Consider the following 18,663-nt stretch of genomic DNA (forward strand, 5'->3'; position numbering starts at 1 on the left):
CAACTGTTCAGGTTGGGATTATCAAGAGCGGGCGGAGGCCAAAGCCAGCAAACGGTCTCAATCGACCAGGACCCCGACGGCCTTCCGCCCGCAACTCTTATAACACAAGTGCAATACACAGGACCCCGGATCAAGTCCGGGGTGACGGAGTACGGTTTCCGTTCACGCCGAATGTAGCAGGCGGGCTCTGCCACCAAACAAATCGGGCAGGCTTTGCATCAAACTAAAAAAGCGCCGTTTCCGGCGCTTTTCTCGAGGTTTTCATAATCAGATCGACGCGGCCCGCGCCTTCGCCGTCACGGCAAATGCCTTCTGCACATAGCTGTCACGATCATAGACATCGTCGAAGAACTGCACCTTGCCGTCCTTGTCCGGCCAGGCCGTAAAATAAGCGACATAGACCGGAACCTTCTCCGGCACCTGCACGGCGCGGTTCTTGCCGGAAGCGATCTGCTCGCCCACCTTGTCGACGCTGGTGCCGAGAACGGCAGCCGCCATGCGGCGCGGATCGACGAGGCGGATACAGCCATGGCTCAGCGCCCGCATGTCGCGGTTGAAGAAGCTCTTGGCCGGCGTGTCATGCATGTAGATGGCATGTGCATTGGGGAACAGGATTTTCAGGTCGCCCAGCGCATTGTCGCTGCTCGGCGGCTGACGCACGGAAATGGAATTGGTAGAGCCATACCAGTTGACGCTGGTGGAGGAGACCGCACGGCCGCCCACCTGCACTTCGTAACCCAGCCGGTCGAGATAGGACGGATCGCGGCGCAGCTTCGGCAGCATCTCGTTGACGATGATCGACTGCGGCACACCCCAATAGGGATTGAACTCGACGGTCTGGATTTCGTCCTGGAAAAAATAGGTCTGGTTGGCCTTGGAGCCGACGACCACCTTCATGCCGAACTGTTCCACGCCGTCATTGTGGTAATAGGCCATGAACGCCGGCTGGTTGATGAAGACGTAACGCTGGCCGAGATCGGCCGGCAGCCAGCGGATCTGCTCCATGGCCACCTGCACCTTGGCGACCTTCGCATCGTTGCTTTCGCCGACCATGGCGCGCACGGTGGCGCGGCCAATCACACCATCGGGCTTCAGGCCGTTCTCGCTCTGGAAGGCCTTTACGAGATCGACGAGATCGGGCGTATAATCCGGGGTCTGCTGGTAGGCGGAAATGATCGCCGCATGCTCGGCCCTGAAGGCCGGCGACGCGCGATGTTCGATCGCCTTGACGACATTGGCCATCTCGGCGCTGCTGTTGCCGGGTTTCAGCACCAGGTCGGCGGGCACACGGACGGTGTGAGCCGCATCGCCCTCACCGCGCAGGCGGGCAAGTTCCGCCTTCAGCGCAAGATATTCGGCGCTCGATGGTTCGCGGCTGCGCAGATAGGCGGCGACATCGGGGCTCAGGCCCGCAAGCTTCAGCACGGGTGCGAGGTTGACCGTTTTGCGCTTGAAATCGTGATAGCCGGAGAGCCGGTTCGGATCGACACGGCCACGGGCCGTGTCCTGCACATAGGCGAGAACCTTGGCGGAAAGCGCCAGCTCGAACTGCATCTGCGCCCGCTGATAGGCGTCGGACACGGGCGCCGAGGCCGTTTCCACCGGCGTGCCGGTTGCGGCCGTGCTTGACGCATTGCTGATGCTGGCGGTCACATCCTTTGCCGGCGCGGAAATGCTGTAATCGGCCGGATCGAGGCCGCTTTCGCCGACCGTCTCCAGAAAGGCGATGACGGCATTGGCGCGCGCGGTCAGCTCGCCTTCCGAAACCCAGAGCGTCTTGCCGCCGGCGCCGTAATAGGCCTCCAGTGCCTTGGCGATTTCAGGCGTGGCGCTGAATTTCAGATTGGCGAGACCTTCAGGGAAATTCGCCGTGTTCACGAGACGGGAGGCATCCGCCTTGTAATCGTAATAACGCGGGCCGGAAACGCGCGGCAGGGGCTCGGGATCGGATGCATCGGCGCTCGGTCCTGAAACCGACGGCGAGGTAACGATGCCGGCCGGCGGCAATTCACCGCGGTCGCGCGCGATCTTGCCGGGACCGCCGCGCAGGAGGTCCATCAGGGTCACCGCGCCGGCGCTGCCGGGAAGAGCGGTGGAAACGGAAAGACCGAGAGCCAGCACCAGCGCTGCCGATGTTTTTCCAGATGTGACTTGCAATTTGATCCTCGTAGCACCCAGCACCGCCAGCGAAAGGGCGGGCATCAGTTTCATGCCTGTCTAGCCGATCGACGGCCCATTGAAAAGAAAACGCGAAAAGGCCCACAACCGTGCCGAAATGAACCTTATGATACAGCCAAAGCCATAAAAACTTAATTTCCAGAATTGGCGAGAATGGTTAAATTTCTATTTATTTCATTCACTTTGCCTTGCTCCACGACACCGTCCGAACACCAGGAAAAGCCCGGTTTTCCGGCCATTTCGCGCCGTAGTAAAAATGACACGCCGGCGCCTTTTTCTCCCTGCGCCGTGCCGTGCGGCAAAATCGCTTTTATGCGGCGGGAAATATTTGCCTCTGCCGCATTGCAGCGCTTTCATTGCCGGCGCGATGATTCTATATATCGGCCGCGCAAGGCGGGCGAAGGCGCCGTTTTGGCGGAGGAACACGAGTAAAAAGGCAAGATTGATGACAGCCACACGGACGGAAACCGATACATTTGGACCCATTGAAGTTCAGGCCGATCGCTATTGGGGCGCGCAGGCGCAGCGCTCGCTCGGCAACTTCAAGATCGGCTGGGAAAAGCAGCCCGCCTCTGTCGTTCGTGCGCTGGGCATCGTCAAGCAGGCTGCTGCCCGCGCCAACATGGCGCTGGCCGGTCTCGACCCCAAGGTTGGCGACGCCATCATCGCCGCCGCACAGGAAGTCATCGACGGCAAGCTGACCGAGCATTTCCCGCTCGTCGTCTGGCAGACCGGCTCCGGCACCCAGTCCAACATGAATGCCAATGAGGTGATTTCCAACCGCGCCATCGAAATGCTCGGCGGCGAAATGGGCAGCAAGAAGCCCGTTCACCCGAACGACCACGTCAATATGAGCCAGTCCTCGAACGACACCTACCCGACGGCGATGCACATCGCCTGCGTAGAGCAGATCGTTCACCACCTGCTGCCGAGCCTCAAGCACCTGCACAAGGCGCTGGAAGCCAAGGTCAAGCAGTTCGAAAAGATCATCAAGATCGGCCGCACCCACACGCAGGATGCGACGCCGCTGACGCTTGGCCAGGAATTCTCGGGTTACGCCGCGCAGGTGGCGTCTGCCATCGCCAACATCGAAACCACCCTGCCTGCGCTCTCCAAGCTCGCCCAGGGCGGCACGGCCGTCGGCACGGGCCTCAACGCGCCCATCGGCTTCGCCGAAAAGGTCGCGGAAGAAATTTCCAAGATCACCGGCCTTTCCTTCGTCACCGCCCCGAACAAGTTCGAAGCACTCGCCTCACACGATTCCATGGTCTTCTCCCATGGTGCGATCAATGCGGCTGCTGCGGCACTCTTCAAGATCGCCAATGACATCCGCTTCCTCGGTTCCGGCCCGCGCGCCGGTCTCGGCGAATTGTCGCTGCCGGAAAACGAACCCGGCTCGTCGATCATGCCGGGCAAGGTCAACCCCACCCAGTCTGAAGCGCTGACCCAGGTCTGCGCCCACATCTTCGGCAACAATGCAGCACTTTCCTTCGCCGGTTCGCAGGGCCACTTCGAACTCAACGTCTATAACCCGATGATGGCCTATAACTTCCTGCAGTCGGTCCAGCTTCTGGGCGATGCGGCCGTCTCCTTCACCGACAATTGCGTCGTCGGCATCGAGGCCCGCGAAGACAATATCAGGAAGGGCGTCGAGAACTCGCTGATGCTGGTGACGGCGCTGAACGGCAAGCTCGGCTACGACATCTGCGCCAAGATCGCCAAGACAGCGCACAAGAACGGCACGACCCTGCGCGACGAAGCCGTCGGCGGCGGATACCTCACCAATGAGGAATTCGACCAGTATGTGCGCCCGGAGAACATGATCGGGCCGAAGTAAGCCGGTCGGATTTTGATGGAATTGGAAACGGGCCTTCGGGCCCGTTTTTTTGGTCGAGAAACACGCGAACAATACGGCGGAGTGGAAGTCTCGCCCTTTCCTCCGTCATCCTCGGGCTTGACCCGAGGATCCATAACCGCCGAACAGTGGATCCTCGGGTCAAGCCCGAGGATGACGGAGAGGGTGTTTCGGTGAAGGGGAACAGGCCTCTCCACCCCAACAAAAAAGGGCCGCAAAAGCGGCCCTCTTCATCTCATTCAAACCGTCAAACCAGCCGGCTCTGTTCCACCGCCGCTTCGATGAAGCTTGCAAACAGCGGATGCGGATCGAGCGGGCGGCTCTTCAGTTCCGGGTGATACTGAACGCCGATGAACCACGGATGGTCAGGATATTCCACCGTTTCCGGCAGGACACCGTCCGGAGACATGCCGGAGAAGACGAGGCCGCATTCTTCCAGCCGGTCCTTGTAGTCCACGTTCACCTCGTAACGGTGGCGGTGGCGCTCGGAAATATCCGTGGAGCCGTAAATCTCGGCGATCTTGGTGTCTTTCTTCAGCGCCGCCTTGTAGGCGCCGAGACGCATCGTGCCGCCGAGATCGCCCTTGGAGGAACGCTTCTCCAGCTCGTTGCCCTTCACCCATTCGGTCATCAGGCCAACAACAGGCTCGGACGTCGGACCGAATTCGGTCGAGGAGGCATTTTCGATGCCGGCCAGATGACGGGCCGCTTCCACGACCGCCATCTGCATGCCGAAGCAGATGCCGAAATAGGGCACGTTGCGCTCACGCGCGAACTGCGCCGCCATGATCTTGCCTTCCGAACCGCGCTCGCCGAAACCACCAGGCACCAGAATGCCGTTGACCTTTTCGAGATAGGGTGTGGGATCTTCCTTTTCGAAGACCTCGGACTCGATCCATTCCAGCTTGACCTTGACGCGGTTGGCAAAACCGCCGTGATGCAGCGCCTCAATCAGCGACTTGTAGGCATCCTTGAGGCCGGTATATTTGCCGACGATCGCAATCGTCACTTCGCCTTCCGGCGTGCGGATGCGGTTGCAGACCTCTTCCCACTGTTCCAGACGCGGCTTGGGCGCCGGCTCGATACCGAAGGCGGCGAGCACTTCCGAATCGAGGCCTTCCTTGTGATAGGCGATCGGAACGTCATAGATATTCGCCACATCCAGCGCCTGGATGACGGCGGAAGGACGCACGTTGCAGAACAGCGAAAGCTTGCGGCGTTCCGCTTCCGGGATTTCCCGGTCAGCGCGCACCAGCAGAATGTCGGGATGAATGCCGAGCGCCTGCAGTTCCTTCACGGAATGCTGGGTCGGCTTGGTCTTCAATTCGCCAGCTGCCGGAATATAAGGCATCAGCGTCAGGTGAAGATAGATCGCCGTGCCGCGCGGCAGGTCGTTGCCGAGCTGACGGATCGCTTCCATGAACGGCATCGCCTCGATGTCACCCACCGTGCCGCCGATCTCGCAGATGACGAAGTCGTAATCGTCATTGCCTTCGATCACGAAATCCTTGATCTCGTTGGTGACATGCGGAATGACCTGAACCGTTGCGCCGAGATAGTCGCCGCGCCGTTCCTTGTCGATGATGTTCTTGTAGATGCGACCGGTGGTGATGTTGTCGGTCTTGGTGGCCGAACGCCCGGTAAAGCGCTCATAGTGGCCAAGGTCGAGGTCCGTCTCGGCACCGTCATCCGTCACGAACACTTCGCCGTGCTGTGTCGGGCTCATGGTGCCGGGATCAACGTTCAGATAGGGGTCGAGTTTACGAAGCCGCACCCGATAACCACGGGATTGCAACAAAGCTCCGAGTGCTGCCGCGGCGATGCCCTTGCCTAGAGAGGAGACCACGCCGCCTGTGATGAATACATATCGCGCCATGGGATTCACCGGATACCTTTTTACCTCTGATTCCGCCAGCCCAAATTTCATGCTGTTACAAATTCGCTGTTGACGAATGTGTAATTCAACTGGCCGGAATACGAACAAAAGAAAACCGGCAGGCTTTTGGCCTGCCGGAGCGTTAAATCAGAACCGGGCTTATTGACCGGTCGGAACTGCGTTCGGATCGGCGGGCTGCGCCGGGGCCGGAGCGGCCGTGCCGGAAGCGGCCGGAGCCGGGGTCGTCTGAGCCGGTGCGGCTGCACCATTGGTCGGAACGCCATTCTCAGCCGGAGCGGGCGTCGACGGCGTCGCCGCCGGGCCGAGCGTATCGAGAATGCCGTTACCCTGGCCCTGCGTGGCCGGAATACGGTTCAGAATATCGGTCGGGCGCGATTCGTAACGGGTCAGAAGACCGAGGCCGAGCGAGGTCAGGAAGAACAGCGCGGCAAGGATCGCCGTGGTGCGCGTCAGCGCATTGGCCGTTCCGCGCGCGGACATGAAGCCCGAACCGCCGCCGATACCGAGGCCGCCGCCTTCGGAACGCTGGATCAGGACCACGCCGACAAGCGCCAGCACGATCATGAGGTGAATAACAATCAAAACGGTCTGCATGACAATCCATTCCATGCCCCGCGCGGAGCACCATAAAGAAGGTTTTGCGGCTCTTTACATGAGGCGAAGGTTTATTCCAAGCCCCTTTCCCATCCCCATGACAGGAAAGCTCCGATCAAGCCGTCAGTTGCTCGTATGCCGCATAGATGGACAGGAAGTCCGCGGCTTTCAAGCTCGCGCCGCCGATCAGCGCACCGTCGACATTTTCTACGCCCATCAGTTCCAGCGCATTGGCGGGCTTTACCGAGCCGCCATAAAGGATGCGCATGGTCTTGCCAGCATCGCCGAAACGCTTGACGAGTTCGTCGCGCATGAAGGCATGGGCCTCGCGCACATCCTGCGTGGTCGGGGTAAGGCCGGTGCCGATCGCCCAGACGGGTTCATAGGCGATGACGGTGTTTTCGGCGGTCGCCTCATCCGGCAGGGAGCCGGCCAGCTGGCGCTTGAGGATATCGAGCGTCTGGCCCGCCCTGCGCTCATCCGCCGTTTCGCCGATGCAGACGATGGCGATGAGATCGGCCTGATGGGCGGCGGATGCCTTGGCGCGCACCAGGTGATCGGTCTCGGCATGGTCGGTGCGGCGCTCCGAATGGCCAACGATGACATGGGTGCCGAAGCAATCGGCGATCATCTCGGCGGAAATATCGCCGGTATGGGCGCCGGAGGCGTTCTGGTGGCAATCCTGCCCGCCGATCATCAGCGGGCTGTCATCGCAGAGCGCCGTTGCCACGTAGAGCAATGTCGAGGGCGGGCAGATCAGCGCATCCACCTTTTCGGACAGCGCGCCCTTGACGCCCTCTGCCATGGCCTTGATCTGATCGAGCGAGGCACGCGTGCCGTTCATCTTCCAGTTTCCGGCAACAAGCGGTCGAACATTCGGCGTCATGCGTATCCCATTCCCTTTGTCTTGAGGCCGCCCCTGGCGGCACCCCTTCCCTCAGCCGTGGCACGGCCCATAATCGCGACAGAAACACTGCCGGAAATCCCGGGTTATTCCTTTAACCTCAGCCGGCAACAAATGGTACAAAAAAGCGGCCCAAAGGTTCAAAACGACGGGCATTTTCCAAAAAATTGCCGTTACTGCCCCACATGACGGCCTCAGCGGCTCAAAATCCAGTTCAAAACCGCCCGCCAGTCGGTCATGCGCACCGGCGTTCCGTGGCTGCCGGTCTCATACCGCGTGAACCGCGCCGGCTCGCCGGCCTTCAGCAAGGAGCGGAAGATGTTTGCCTGCTGATCCGCCGAATAGACCTTGTCGGCGCTGCCATGGGTGAACCAGACGGGCTTCTTCGCTTTGACAAAAACGCTTTTCGGAAAATCAGGATCGACCGCCCCGCCGAGGATCGCCATACCCTTCAGATTGGCGACAGCAGCCTTGTCGCGGCTGATGCCGTAGCAGATGAAACTGCCCATCGAGGCGCAGGTCAAAATGACAGGCTTGCCGCCCGATTTTTTGGCCGCATCGGCAATCAGCGCTGCGATATCGGCAACGCCGTTCTCATCGAAGGAGCGCACGCTCGGGGCGTAATAGGTGCCGCCATTGGCGACCGCCAGATTTTTCAGCCGGTTGAAATTGCCGCCGAACGTATAGTCGTTCATGCCGAGCCGCCGGTCACCGCCACGCCCGTGGATAAAGATGACCGTGAAAGCCTGCCCGCTTGCCGGCCCGACACGGCCGACCTCAAGCGCCCTGCCCTCGGCGGAAACACTTTCCAGCGCCTGCGCCTTCTTCGGCGCCATATCGACATATTGCCGTTTCACCCGCCGCTCCGGCACCTCGTCGCGGCCGTTGATGTCGCGCATCTCCTGATAGTCGATGACCTCGGAAGCGCCGCCATCGCCGGTGGAAAGCACCATCTGGGCGGAAAACAGCTCATCCTTGAAGGGCCTCAGCGGTCCTTCTGCGGCCGGGGCCGCAACCGGCATCACCGCAACAGTCAGGCTGAAAAGAGTACAAAACGTGAAATGAGCTGTGGACATGCCTTGGCTAACCGTTCATTCGTGGCTGCGAGACTTGCCATCGCAAGGCCGGCAGCGCAATCCTCCTGTTGCGAAACCCTGACACAATCGTGGCATAGGATGCGCCGCGTTTGCCAGATGCGCCGCTTCAAATCGGACGGGAACCGCGTTTGGCGTTATGATTAACGCTGATGGCATAATGATTCGCATGGCGAAATTCTGACACACGCTTTTGAACTTTGGACATGATGGACGACAGCAACGATCTCTTCTCCGGTCTTCCGGCGGCACGAAACAGCGAAACGGAAACGGACGGGGATGCCGCCAAGACACCGGCGACCACGGCCGCCACCGTGCCCGCAAACCTGAATGTGCAGCCGAAACCCGCAGCCGTTGCGGCCGTGACGTCGCCTGCCCCTCCGGCCCCGGTGTCTCCGTCCGGTGATGACTACGGCGCCTCGTCGATCCGCGTGCTCGAAGGGCTGGAGCCGGTGCGCATGCGCCCCGGCATGTATATTGGCGGCACCGATGAAAAGGCGCTGCACCACCTCTTTGCCGAAGTCATCGACAATTCCATGGACGAGGCCGTCGCCGGCCACGCCAATTTCATCGAGGTCCATCTCGATACCGAAGGTTTTTTGACGGTCACCGATAACGGCCGCGGCATCCCGGTGGAAAACCACCCGCAGGTTCCCGGCAAGTCGACGCTCGAAGTCATCATGACCAAGCTGCATGCCGGCGGCAAGTTCGACGGCAAGGCCTATGAGACATCGGGCGGCCTGCACGGCGTCGGTGTGTCCGTGGTCAATGCGCTGTCCGATCTTCTCGAAGTGGAAGTGGCGCGGAACCGCAAGCTTTACCGCCAGCGCTTTTCACGCGGCCTGCCGATTGGTCCGCTGGAAGAGCTGGGTGACGTGCACAATCGCCGCGGCACCCGCGTGCGTTTCCATCCCGATCCGCAGATTTTTGGGGATCACGCCAAGTTCGAACCGGCCCGCATCTTCCGCATGGCCCGCTCCAAGGCCTATCTCTTCGGCGGCGTCGAAATCCGCTGGAGCTGCGATCCCGGCATGGTGCCGGCCGGTGGCGAAATCCCCGAAAAGGCGGTTTTCCATTTCCCCGGCGGCCTGAAGGATTATCTCGCCGCCACGCTCGGCAAGGAATTCACCGTCACCCGCGAGATTTTCTCAGGGCGAACCGAAAAGACCGGCGGCCACGGCGCGCTGGAATGGGCCGTCACCTGGTATGGCGGCGATACGCAGATCCATTCCTATTGCAACACCATTCCGACCCCCGAAGGCGGCACGCATGAGGCGGGCCTGCGCATCGCGCTCACCAAGGGCCTGAAGAACTATGCCGAACTGACGCAGAACAAGCGCGCCAAGGACATCACCACCGACGACGTGATGATCTCCGCCGCCGGCATGCTCTCGGTCTTCATCCGCGAGCCGGAATTCGTCGGCCAGACCAAGGACAAGCTTGCGACTGTCGAGGCCCAGCGCATCGTCGAGAATGCGCTGCGCGATCCCTTCGACCATTATCTCGCCGGCAATCCGGGCGAAGCGGCCAAGCTCCTCGACTGGGTGATCGAGCGCGCCGAAGAGCGTCTGCGCCGCCGCAAGGAAAAGGAAGTCAACCGCAAGACCGCCGTGCGCAAGCTGCGCCTGCCCGGCAAGCTGGCCGATTGCGCCCAGAACACCGCCGAGGGTGCCGAGCTTTTCATCGTCGAGGGCGACTCGGCGGGCGGCTCGGCCAAGCAGGCGCGCAACCGCGCCAATCAGGCCATCCTGCCGCTGCGCGGTAAAATCCTCAACGTCGGCAGCGCCAGCCGCGAAAAACTCTCCGCCAACCAGCAGATCGCCGATCTCATCCAGGCGCTCGGCTGCGGCACGCGGACAAAGTACCGCGAAGAGGATTTGCGGTATGAGCGCATCATCATCATGACCGATGCCGATGTCGACGGCGCCCATATCGCCTCGCTGCTCATCACTTTCTTTTATCAGGAAATGCCGGAGCTCATTCGCGGCAACCATCTCTATCTGGCCGTACCGCCGCTCTATGTCATCCGTCAGGGAGCCAAGAGCGCCTATGCCCGCGACGACGCCCACCGCGCCGAGCTGATGGAAACCGTCTTCAAGGGCAAGAAGGTCGAAATCGGCCGCTTCAAAGGCCTTGGTGAAATGATGGCCCAGCAGCTGAAGGAAACCACCATGGATCCCGAAAAGCGCACCCTGCTGCGCGTTGAGATCGACGATGTGGATTTCGAAGGCACCCGCGAGGCGGTGGATAATCTGATGGGCACCAAGGCCGATGCTCGCTTCCGTTTCATTCAGGAACGGGCGGCCTTTGCGGATAATCTGGATATCTGATCATCCGGATGAACCCTTGAAAGGCAGCGCATGGCGCTGCCTTTTGTGTTGATGTGGAGGCAACATCATGCGGATAGTGCTGACGGGCAGCTCCGGTCGGGTCGGCCGGGCGATTTTCAGTGCCCTCGCCGGCCGGCACGACGTCACCGGCATGGATCGCTCCCCCTTTTCCACCACCCATATCGTCGGCGATTTCGCGGACGAGGCGCTCCTGCGCTCCGCTTTCGAACAGGCGGATGCGGTGATCCATGCGGCGGCGCTCCACGCTCCTCATGTCGGCATTGTCCCAGACACGGAATTCCAGCGCATCAATGTCGAGGGAACCCGCATGGTGGCAGAAGCGGCAATGGCGGCGGGCGTGCGGCGGCTGATTTTCACCAGCACCACGGCGCTTTACGGACATGCGGTGTCTGCAGGGTCCTGCAGCTTCATCGATGAAGAGACGCCGCCCCTGCCGAAAAGCATCTATCACCGCACCAAGCTCGAAGCCGAGCAAATGCTGGAGGCAATGGCAGGCCCGCATCTCGCCGTACGCTTGCTTCGCATGTCCAGAAGTTTCCCGGAGCCCGCCGACGTGATGACGGCTTACCGGCTGCATCGTGGCGTCGATATCCGCGATGTCGCCGATGCCCATGTGCTGGCGCTGACCAATGCGGGAGACGATTTCCAGCGCTATATCATATCGGCAACCACCCCGTTTTCCGCTGATGACTGCGACAGCCTCGCCGAGGATGCCGCTTCCGTTCTCCGGCAGCGGACCCCGGCCCTCGTCGAAGCTTTCGCGCAAAGGGGATGGGCGCTGCCGGCAACGATTGACCGGATCTATTCACCCGCCCGCGCCGCAGAGAGGTTGGGCTGGACATCCCGGTTCGGCTTCGGGGAGGTACTTGCACAATTGGACCGGCGCAGTCTGGAGGTCCTGCCTGTGGGCGCCAATATCAGCAGGAAATCCGAATAAGCGTCCGGCCTTATGCCGCAACATCCTCGCGAACGCCCAGAATACGATCGATCAGGCCCCATTCCAGAGCTTGCTCCGCCGTCATGAAAAAATCCCGGTCCATGGCCGCCTCGAATTTTTCATAACTGCGTTTGCAATGTTCGGAATAAAGTCGCGTCATGCGGTGCTTGGTCTGCCGCATCTCTTCGGCATGGATCAGCATGTCCGACGCCTGTCCCTGGAAACCGCCCAGAGGTTGATGAATGTGGATGCTGGCATTGGGAAGGGCGCTCCGCTCGCCAGGTTCACCCGCCATCAGCAGAAACGATCCCATGGAGCGGGCCGTTCCCATGCAGAGCGTATGAACCGGTGCGCGGATATAATGCATGGTGTCATACATGGCGAGACCGCTGGTAACCACGCCGCCCGGCGAATTGATATAAAGATGGATCGGCTTCTTCGGGTTTTCCGCCTCGAGAAACAGCAATTGCGCGCAGACCAGCGCCGAAACCGTATCGTTCACTTCGCCGTTGAGAAAGATGATCCTTTCCCGCAACAGCCGGGAATAAATGTCGAAAGACCTTTCTCCTCTGGACGATTGTTCGACTACCATAGGGACGAGTTGCATCGTTTCGCGCATCGGCGAACTCCTGTCGTTAAGAAATGTCGGGGAACGGGTGGATCAGGCGGCGAGCTTGATCGGCGAACCGTTGCAATTTGCGGCGGCCTTCGTCATCCGGCCGGTATTTATGGGCAAATCATGAATGATGCGCAGGCTGGTGCCGCCTTGAGTATTCGCTGCGATCCTGAAGGTGACGGTGCTTTCCAGAAATGGCGGCGTGTCCTCCCGCAGCCTGTAGCGGACTTCTTCGCCGGGCTTGATATCGATTGCTTCCGGTTTCGCCAGCGCCTCCGCCGGCAACCACATGGCGCGAAACGCCGGAATGCTGATCGCCCGCCACACCTTCTGCGGCGGCTCATCCAGATCATATTCAAGCTCGATGCCGTTTTTCGGCGCTTCCGGTGTCTGCCTGTTCATTGGTCCATATCCTTCAACAGGAGTTTAAGAGCCTCGATGCGCTGCGGCCAGTAAGCGCGATATTTGCCGAGCCAGGCCGCAATGCGCGTCAGCCCGTCCGGATCCACCTCGTAATTGACGAAACGGCCCTGCCGCTTCTCAACCACCAGCCCTGCTCCGCGCAGCACCGAAAGATGCTGCGACATGGCCGGCTGGCTGATCTCGATCCCCTCACGCAAGGCGGAAGCGTTCATGGCGCCATCCGCCAGCTTTTCGAAAATGGCACGCCGCGTCGGATCGGCGAGCGCCCGGAAAATATCGTTCTCTGTCATGCGAACACATAAGCACACACTTATGTGATTCACAAGCCCCGGCGGAGACCGGAACTCCCTTTTTCGCTCCCGCAGCATCCACCGCGGTGAACGCTTTATCCGCTCGCGCGTTTTCATCCCGCCTGATACTCTTCGGGCCAGGAGCGATCAAAACAAGTGACTGCATTTACGGTCTTCATCGTCATTCTTCTTCTGGTCATAGGGCCGAGCCTGTTTGTCGTCATCGGCAAGCAGCGGGAAAAGGCCATTCCCAAGCGCCCGTCCACCGCCCTGCCCGTCGCCGAAGGCAAAACGGCGCTGGACCGGCACTGGCAATCGATCAGGAACGGCTGGAACGAGAAGAATGCGCTCTGCCTCTTACATTCCAACCTCGACGCCTTTGCAGTGCGCGTGGCGGCGGCGCGTGCCGCCGGGCGCAGCCTCGATCTGATGTATTACATGTGGAATGCCGACCTGACCGGACGGCTGATGATGCGCGAAGTCATCGCCGCCGCCGATCGCGGCGTGCGCGTGCGGCTGCTGCTCGACGATCTCGGCGTCTCCATGTCAGACCGCATCTTCCACGCCATCGACAGCCATCCCAATATCGAACTCCGGCTGTTCAATCCCACCCGGGCGCGGGAAAACATCCTGCATCGCAGCATCGAACTGGTGCTGCGTTTCCGAAGCGTCAATCGGCGTATGCACAACAAGGCATGGATTGCCGACGGGCGGGCCGTGATCGTTGGCGGGCGCAACATTGGCGACGCCTATTTCGATGCCGCCGAGCGAGCGAATTTCCACGATTTCGATATTCTCGGTTTCGGCAGGATCGTCGCCGACGCCACTGAAATCTTCGACGATTACTGGAACAGCGCCGTTTCCGTTCCCGTACGCTCGCTGCTGGCACGCCGGCCAAACAAACTCGCCAGATTGCGGCGCGAGCTGGACGCGCTGCCAAAGAGTGAGGCCGCAAAACCCTATCTGGAGCGCGTCGAAAGCCAGTATGGCCGCGACCATTTCCTGATGTCGGACCGTCTGCACTGGGTCGAGGCGGCGGATATTCTCGCCGACCCGCCGGAAAAGGCGGCGGGCAAACGCCGCAAGGGTCACAACTTCCTGATGGAAAGCCTGCTGCCGCTGATGCAGGCGGCGAGCGACAGCCTGCACATCACCTCCCCCTATTTCATTCCCGGCAAACAGGGTGTGGGGATATTTCTACAACTCGCCGAGAACGGCGTGTCTGTCGCCATCCTCACCAATTCGCTGGCCGCGACCGATGTGGCCGCCGTGCACGCCGGTTATGCCCGCTATCGCAAGCCGCTTCTCTCCGGCGGGGTACACCTGCACGAACTGCGCGCGCAGGCGGATCAGTCGAACTTCACCCTGCGCGGCTCGGGACAGGCGAGCCTGCACACCAAGGCCTTCACCCGCGATGGCAAGACCGGCTATATCGGCTCGCTCAATTTCGATCCGCGTTCCGCCTCGCTCAATACCGAAATGGGCGTCGTGTTCAACTCGGCGCCGCTGGTTGCCCGCATGGACGAAATATTCGCCGATGAAATCCGCCGCACCATGAGCTTCGAGCTGGAAATCGACAAAGGCAGGCACATTGTCTGGATGACGGAAGAACAGGGGCGAACGCAGACCTATCGGCGCGAACCAGACGCCGCCAGCAGCCGCCGCATCGTCGCCGGCATCATGCGCTTCCTGCCACTGGAATCGCAGCTTTGACCGACCGTCCGCCGCTTCGCCCCGCAGTTCCGCCACGCAGTTCCGCTCAGGCCGCCGGCCTGACCCCCGCTTTGGCCAGCTGTATCTGCACCAGCGTATCGAGGTTCTGATTGACGCGACAATAAAACTCCTCGTCGATGAAGGGGCGCAGCATGAAATCATTGCCGCCCGCCTTCAGGAACCGTGCGGAAAGCAACCGGTTGGTGGAGGAAGATACGCCGATGATGCGCAGCTCATGCGACCCGCGCACGGTGCGGATGCGCCGTGTCAGTTCGAAACCGTCAATATCGGGCATGTTATAGTCGGTCACCACAAGGCCGATATCGGGATTGGCCTTCAGGATTTCCAGCGCCTTCGCCCCGTTGTCGGCCAGGCTGACGCGGAAATTATAGCGCTTGAGGCGGCTCGAAAGCAGCGCCCGCGCCGTCGGACTGTCATCGACGATCAGCACGTGATGGCGATGATTGGTGAGAAAGCGGCAGACGGATTCCGTCAGCATGTCCACCGCGAAAATATTATCCTTCAGAATATAATCGACCACATCCTTGGCGATCAGCGTTTCGCGCGTCGCCTCGTGAAATGTGCTGGTAAAAACGATGGTCGGGATCGAAAGATCGATCAGATATTCCAGCGCCTCGCCCTTTTCCGCCCCCGGCAGGTTGATGTTGGAAATGGCGAGCGTCACCGGCTCGGGCGAATGTTCGTAACAGGCCTGCAACTCTTCGAAAGAGCGGCATACCTCCACGGAAACGCCAAGCATTTCCTTGAGCCGCAGGCTCACCATCTGGGTGAACACGTTGCTGTCTTCCGCCAGTAAAATGCGGTTGTTGGTAAAAGGCACGCCAGAATATTGCATGCCCGTAATGCCCAGGAAATTCATTCTGCCCCGATCCCCCATCGTATGTCAGGGAAAGATAGCAGGCTCATTTTTCAGAATGATTAATAACACTTTTGCTGAAAAACCAGTTGAGCACATGCTTACCTAAACGGAAATACGGCCCACGAGGGGCCGTATTCCAACTGCGGGAGGGGATATTTTGTCTCAGGCGCGCAGAAGCGCATTATCCGTATCGAACGGGCTTTCTTCCACCACTTCGGCATCATAGGACGTACCGAGAATGCGGATCTTGAGCTTGGTGCCCACTGCCGCATATTCCGGTTTGAGCATGGCGAGCGCGACGGATTTGCCGAGACGCCAGCCGAAACCGCCGCTCGTCGCGCGACCGGCAAGCGCGCCGCTTTCATCGAAGATCGCTTCCGAACCGCGCGCATCGACATCCGTATTGCCTGACACGGTGAGCGTCGAGAACACCCACTTCACCCCGGCCTCCTTATAGGCCACCAGCGCATCGCGGCCGATGAAGGATTTTTCCGGGCGCAGGAAGCGGTCGAGACCCGATTCATAGGCGTTATATTCGACGGAAAGCTCGCGTCCCATGTTGCGATAGGATTTTTCGAGCGACATCGACACCATGGCGCGGATGCCGAAAGGCTTGATACCGAATTCGGCGCCCGCCTCCAGCAGCCGGTCGAAGATGTAGTTCTGCATCTCGATCGGATGATGCAGTTCCCAGCCAAGCTCGCCCACGAAGTTGACGCGCAGCGCATGCGCCGTCGCCACGCCGACGGAAATCTGCTTGCCGGTGAGCCAGGGGAAGTCCTTGTTCTCAAGGCTGGTACGGGTCAGCTTCTTCAGGAGATCACGCGACTTCGGACCGGCGAGCACCAGCACGCCGTATTTCTGGGTGATCGGCTGCAGCACGACGGAGCCGTCGGTGGGCGCAAGGCGGCGCAGCACGTCGTGGTCATGCGCTTCGAGACCACCGGCGGACACCATGTAGAAGCGGCCCGGAGCCCATTCATAGACCGTAAATTCCGCCTTCACGCCGCCATTCGGCGTCAAAAGATGGGTGAGCGCAATGCGGCCACGCTTCTTCGGCACCGCATTGGCGAGAATGCTGTCGAGCCATGCCCGCGCACCGGGGCCGGAAACCTCCATCTTCGCGAAAGCAGACATGTCGAGCACGCCGACATTCTGGTGGACATTCTTCACCTCGTTGCCGACATGCTCAAAGTAGTTCGAACGGCGGAACGACCATTTCTCGACGATACGGCCATCATCCAAAGCCGGCGCATGGTTGTGGCTGGTGATGACATCGGCACCGACGCCCAGGTCTTCCTCACGCAGCGCATAACCTTCCGGCGCATACCAGTTGGCGCGCTCCCAGCCATAAACGGAGCCGAACACGCCGCCGAGCTTCTTCAGGCGGTCATAAACCGGCGTCGTCTTCAGCGGACGGGCGGCGGAGCGCTCCTCATCCGGATAATGCATGGTGAAGACGTTGGCATAGGCCTCCTCATTCTTGGCGATGAGGTAACCTTCCGTTGCGTAAGGGCCGAAGCGGCGCGGATCGACGCCCATCAGGTCGAGCGTCGGCTCGCCATCGACGATCCATTCGGCCAGCTGCCAGCCGGCACCGCCGGCGGCAGTGATGCCGAAGGAATGGCCTTCGTTCAGCCAGAAGTTCTTCAGGCCCGGTGCGGGCCCGACAATCGGGTTGCCGTCAGGCGTATAGGCGATCGCGCCGTTATAGACCTTCTTAATGCCCACTTCGCCGAAGGCCGGAACGCGCACCATGGCGGTTTCGATATGCGGCATCAGGCGGTCGAGCTCCTCCTGGAACAGCTCATATTCGCTGTCGTCCGAGGGACCGTCGACATAACAGACCGGCGCGCCAACTTCGTAAGGACCGAGGATCAGGCCGCCCGCTTCCTCGCGCATATACCAGGCCGAGTCGGATTCGCGCAGCACGCCCATTTCCGGCAGGCCCTGCCGGCGACGTTCCTGAATGGCCGGATGCGGCTCGGTGACGATATATTGATGCTCGACCGGAATGACCGGGATGTTGATGCCGACCATCTCGCCGGTCTTGCGGGCAAAGGAGCCCGTGCAGGAGATGATATGTTCGGCGACGATCTCGCCCTTGTCCGTCGTCACCTTCCAGTGACCGTCTTCCAGCTGCTCGATGGCGGTGACGGTCGTGTTGCGATAGATGGTGGCGCCACGATCACGCGCCCCTTTGGCCAGCGCCTGCGTCAGATCGGCGGGCTGGATATAACCGTCATCGGGATGCTGGATGGCGCCGAGCAGACCGTCCGTCTCGCAGAGCGGCCAGATTTCCTTCACCTCATCCGGTGTCAGCATGTTGACGCGCACGCCGATGGTCTCGGCGATGCCGGCATAATACATATATTCGTCCCAGCGATCCTTGGTGCGGGCGAGACGAATGTTGGACACCTTGGAAAAGCCGACATTCATGCCGGTCTCTTCCTGCAGCTCCTCATAGAACTTCACGGAATATTTGTGGATCTGGCCGACCGAATAGCTCATGTTGAACAGCGGCAGAAGGCCGGCCGCATGCCAGGTGGAGCCCGACGTCAGCTCCTTGCGCTCGATCAGCACGCTGTCGCTCCAGCCCTTCTTGGCAAGATGATATAGCGTCGAAACGCCGACGACGCCGCCACCGATCACCACCGCCCGTGCATGTGTCTTCATTTACAGAACCCCTGAAAAGCGCCAGCCTCGTTTTATTCCGCCGGCATTGGATGGGAGGAATATGAAGCGCTCGGCCGCCGTTCAGCCGCCTGATTGCGACATGGCCATAGGGTGCTGCGACAGGGAAGAAATTGCTGTCGTGAGGGGTGGGCTTTCGTATTGCCGCCGCCCAGCAGGACGACGAATGAGAGGATGTCGGAAAAATACCTGCCATGGCAGCGTCGAGGATCTTCAAATCTCATGGCACCCAAAGAC

15 protein-coding genes are annotated in these 18,663 nt (G+C 60.5%); 5 read left to right on the top strand and 10 right to left on the bottom strand.

The window, feature by feature from the left end; translation table 11 throughout:
• Positions 1-267: 267 nt before the first annotated feature.
• Complete coding sequence (locus ACIQUH_RS18170) at positions 268-2,121, bottom strand: murein L,D-transpeptidase (protein WP_400817778.1); 1,854 nt, start codon at positions 2,119-2,121, stop codon at positions 268-270.
• A gap of 210 nt (positions 2,122-2,331) precedes the next feature.
• On the opposite strand from ACIQUH_RS18170, the gene ACIQUH_RS18175 reads away from it, so the two are divergent.
• Entirely contained in the window at positions 2,332-2,610 is a 279-nt protein-coding gene (locus tag ACIQUH_RS18175; protein ID WP_400817535.1) for a hypothetical protein, read from the top strand.
• A gap of 13 nt (positions 2,611-2,623) precedes the next feature.
• On the top strand, positions 2,624-4,015 hold the full coding sequence (gene fumC / locus ACIQUH_RS18180; protein ID WP_400817537.1) for a class II fumarate hydratase: 1,392 nt from the start codon (positions 2,624-2,626) through the stop codon (positions 4,013-4,015).
• Between the two features lie 265 nt (positions 4,016-4,280).
• Here fumC and ACIQUH_RS18185 read toward each other — a convergent pair whose 3' ends face one another.
• From ACIQUH_RS18185 to ACIQUH_RS18200, 4 genes are all read right to left on the bottom strand, one after another.
• Entirely contained in the window at positions 4,281-5,909 is a 1,629-nt protein-coding gene (locus ACIQUH_RS18185) for a CTP synthase (protein WP_006697393.1), read from the bottom strand.
• 159 nt (positions 5,910-6,068) lie between these two features.
• Entirely contained in the window at positions 6,069-6,524 is a 456-nt protein-coding gene (gene secG / locus ACIQUH_RS18190; protein ID WP_400817539.1) for a preprotein translocase subunit SecG, read from the bottom strand.
• A 115-nt stretch (positions 6,525-6,639) separates the two neighbouring features.
• Positions 6,640-7,410, bottom strand: coding sequence for a triose-phosphate isomerase (gene tpiA, locus ACIQUH_RS18195; RefSeq protein ID WP_400817541.1), 771 nt, complete (start codon positions 7,408-7,410; stop codon positions 6,640-6,642).
• A 212-nt stretch (positions 7,411-7,622) separates the two neighbouring features.
• Entirely contained in the window at positions 7,623-8,504 is an 882-nt protein-coding gene (locus tag ACIQUH_RS18200; RefSeq protein ID WP_400817543.1) for an alpha/beta hydrolase, read from the bottom strand.
• A 224-nt stretch (positions 8,505-8,728) separates the two neighbouring features.
• On the opposite strand from ACIQUH_RS18200, the gene parE reads away from it, so the two are divergent.
• Complete coding sequence (gene parE / locus ACIQUH_RS18205; RefSeq protein ID WP_400817545.1) at positions 8,729-10,852, top strand: DNA topoisomerase IV subunit B; 2,124 nt, start codon at positions 8,729-8,731, stop codon at positions 10,850-10,852.
• Between the two features lie 67 nt (positions 10,853-10,919).
• The gene (locus ACIQUH_RS18210) at positions 10,920-11,810 is read left to right on the top strand and encodes an NAD-dependent epimerase/dehydratase family protein (protein WP_400817547.1); all 891 of its coding nucleotides are present in this window, start codon (positions 10,920-10,922) and stop codon (positions 11,808-11,810) included.
• 10 nt (positions 11,811-11,820) lie between these two features.
• Here ACIQUH_RS18210 and ACIQUH_RS18215 read toward each other — a convergent pair whose 3' ends face one another.
• From ACIQUH_RS18215 to ACIQUH_RS18225, 3 genes are read right to left on the bottom strand one after another with little or no spacing between them, the layout of a single operon-like run.
• Entirely contained in the window at positions 11,821-12,429 is a 609-nt protein-coding gene (locus tag ACIQUH_RS18215; RefSeq protein WP_400817549.1) for an ATP-dependent Clp protease proteolytic subunit, read from the bottom strand.
• 42 nt (positions 12,430-12,471) lie between these two features.
• A complete protein-coding gene (locus tag ACIQUH_RS18220; RefSeq protein ID WP_400817551.1) occupies positions 12,472-12,828 on the bottom strand; it encodes an SRPBCC domain-containing protein in 357 nt (118 codons plus the stop codon).
• Positions 12,825-13,139, bottom strand: coding sequence for a helix-turn-helix transcriptional regulator (locus ACIQUH_RS18225; protein ID WP_003524773.1), 315 nt, complete (start codon positions 13,137-13,139; stop codon positions 12,825-12,827). The genes ACIQUH_RS18220 and ACIQUH_RS18225 overlap by 4 nt, the downstream gene beginning before the upstream one ends.
• A gap of 156 nt (positions 13,140-13,295) precedes the next feature.
• Between ACIQUH_RS18225 and ACIQUH_RS18230 the strand changes: the two genes are divergently transcribed.
• Complete coding sequence (locus ACIQUH_RS18230; protein WP_400817553.1) at positions 13,296-14,852, top strand: phospholipase D family protein; 1,557 nt, start codon at positions 13,296-13,298, stop codon at positions 14,850-14,852.
• 46 nt (positions 14,853-14,898) lie between these two features.
• Here ACIQUH_RS18230 and ACIQUH_RS18235 read toward each other — a convergent pair whose 3' ends face one another.
• Complete coding sequence (locus tag ACIQUH_RS18235) at positions 14,899-15,732, bottom strand: response regulator (RefSeq protein WP_400817555.1); 834 nt, start codon at positions 15,730-15,732, stop codon at positions 14,899-14,901.
• A 162-nt stretch (positions 15,733-15,894) separates the two neighbouring features.
• On the bottom strand, positions 15,895-18,408 hold the full coding sequence (locus ACIQUH_RS18240) for an FAD-dependent oxidoreductase (RefSeq protein ID WP_400817557.1): 2,514 nt from the start codon (positions 18,406-18,408) through the stop codon (positions 15,895-15,897).
• Between the last annotated feature and the right edge of the window lie 255 nt (positions 18,409-18,663).

Origin of the sequence: Agrobacterium sp. NPDC090283 (genome assembly GCF_044769685.1) — a bacterium.
Classification (GTDB): Bacteria; Pseudomonadota; Alphaproteobacteria; order Rhizobiales; family Rhizobiaceae; genus Agrobacterium.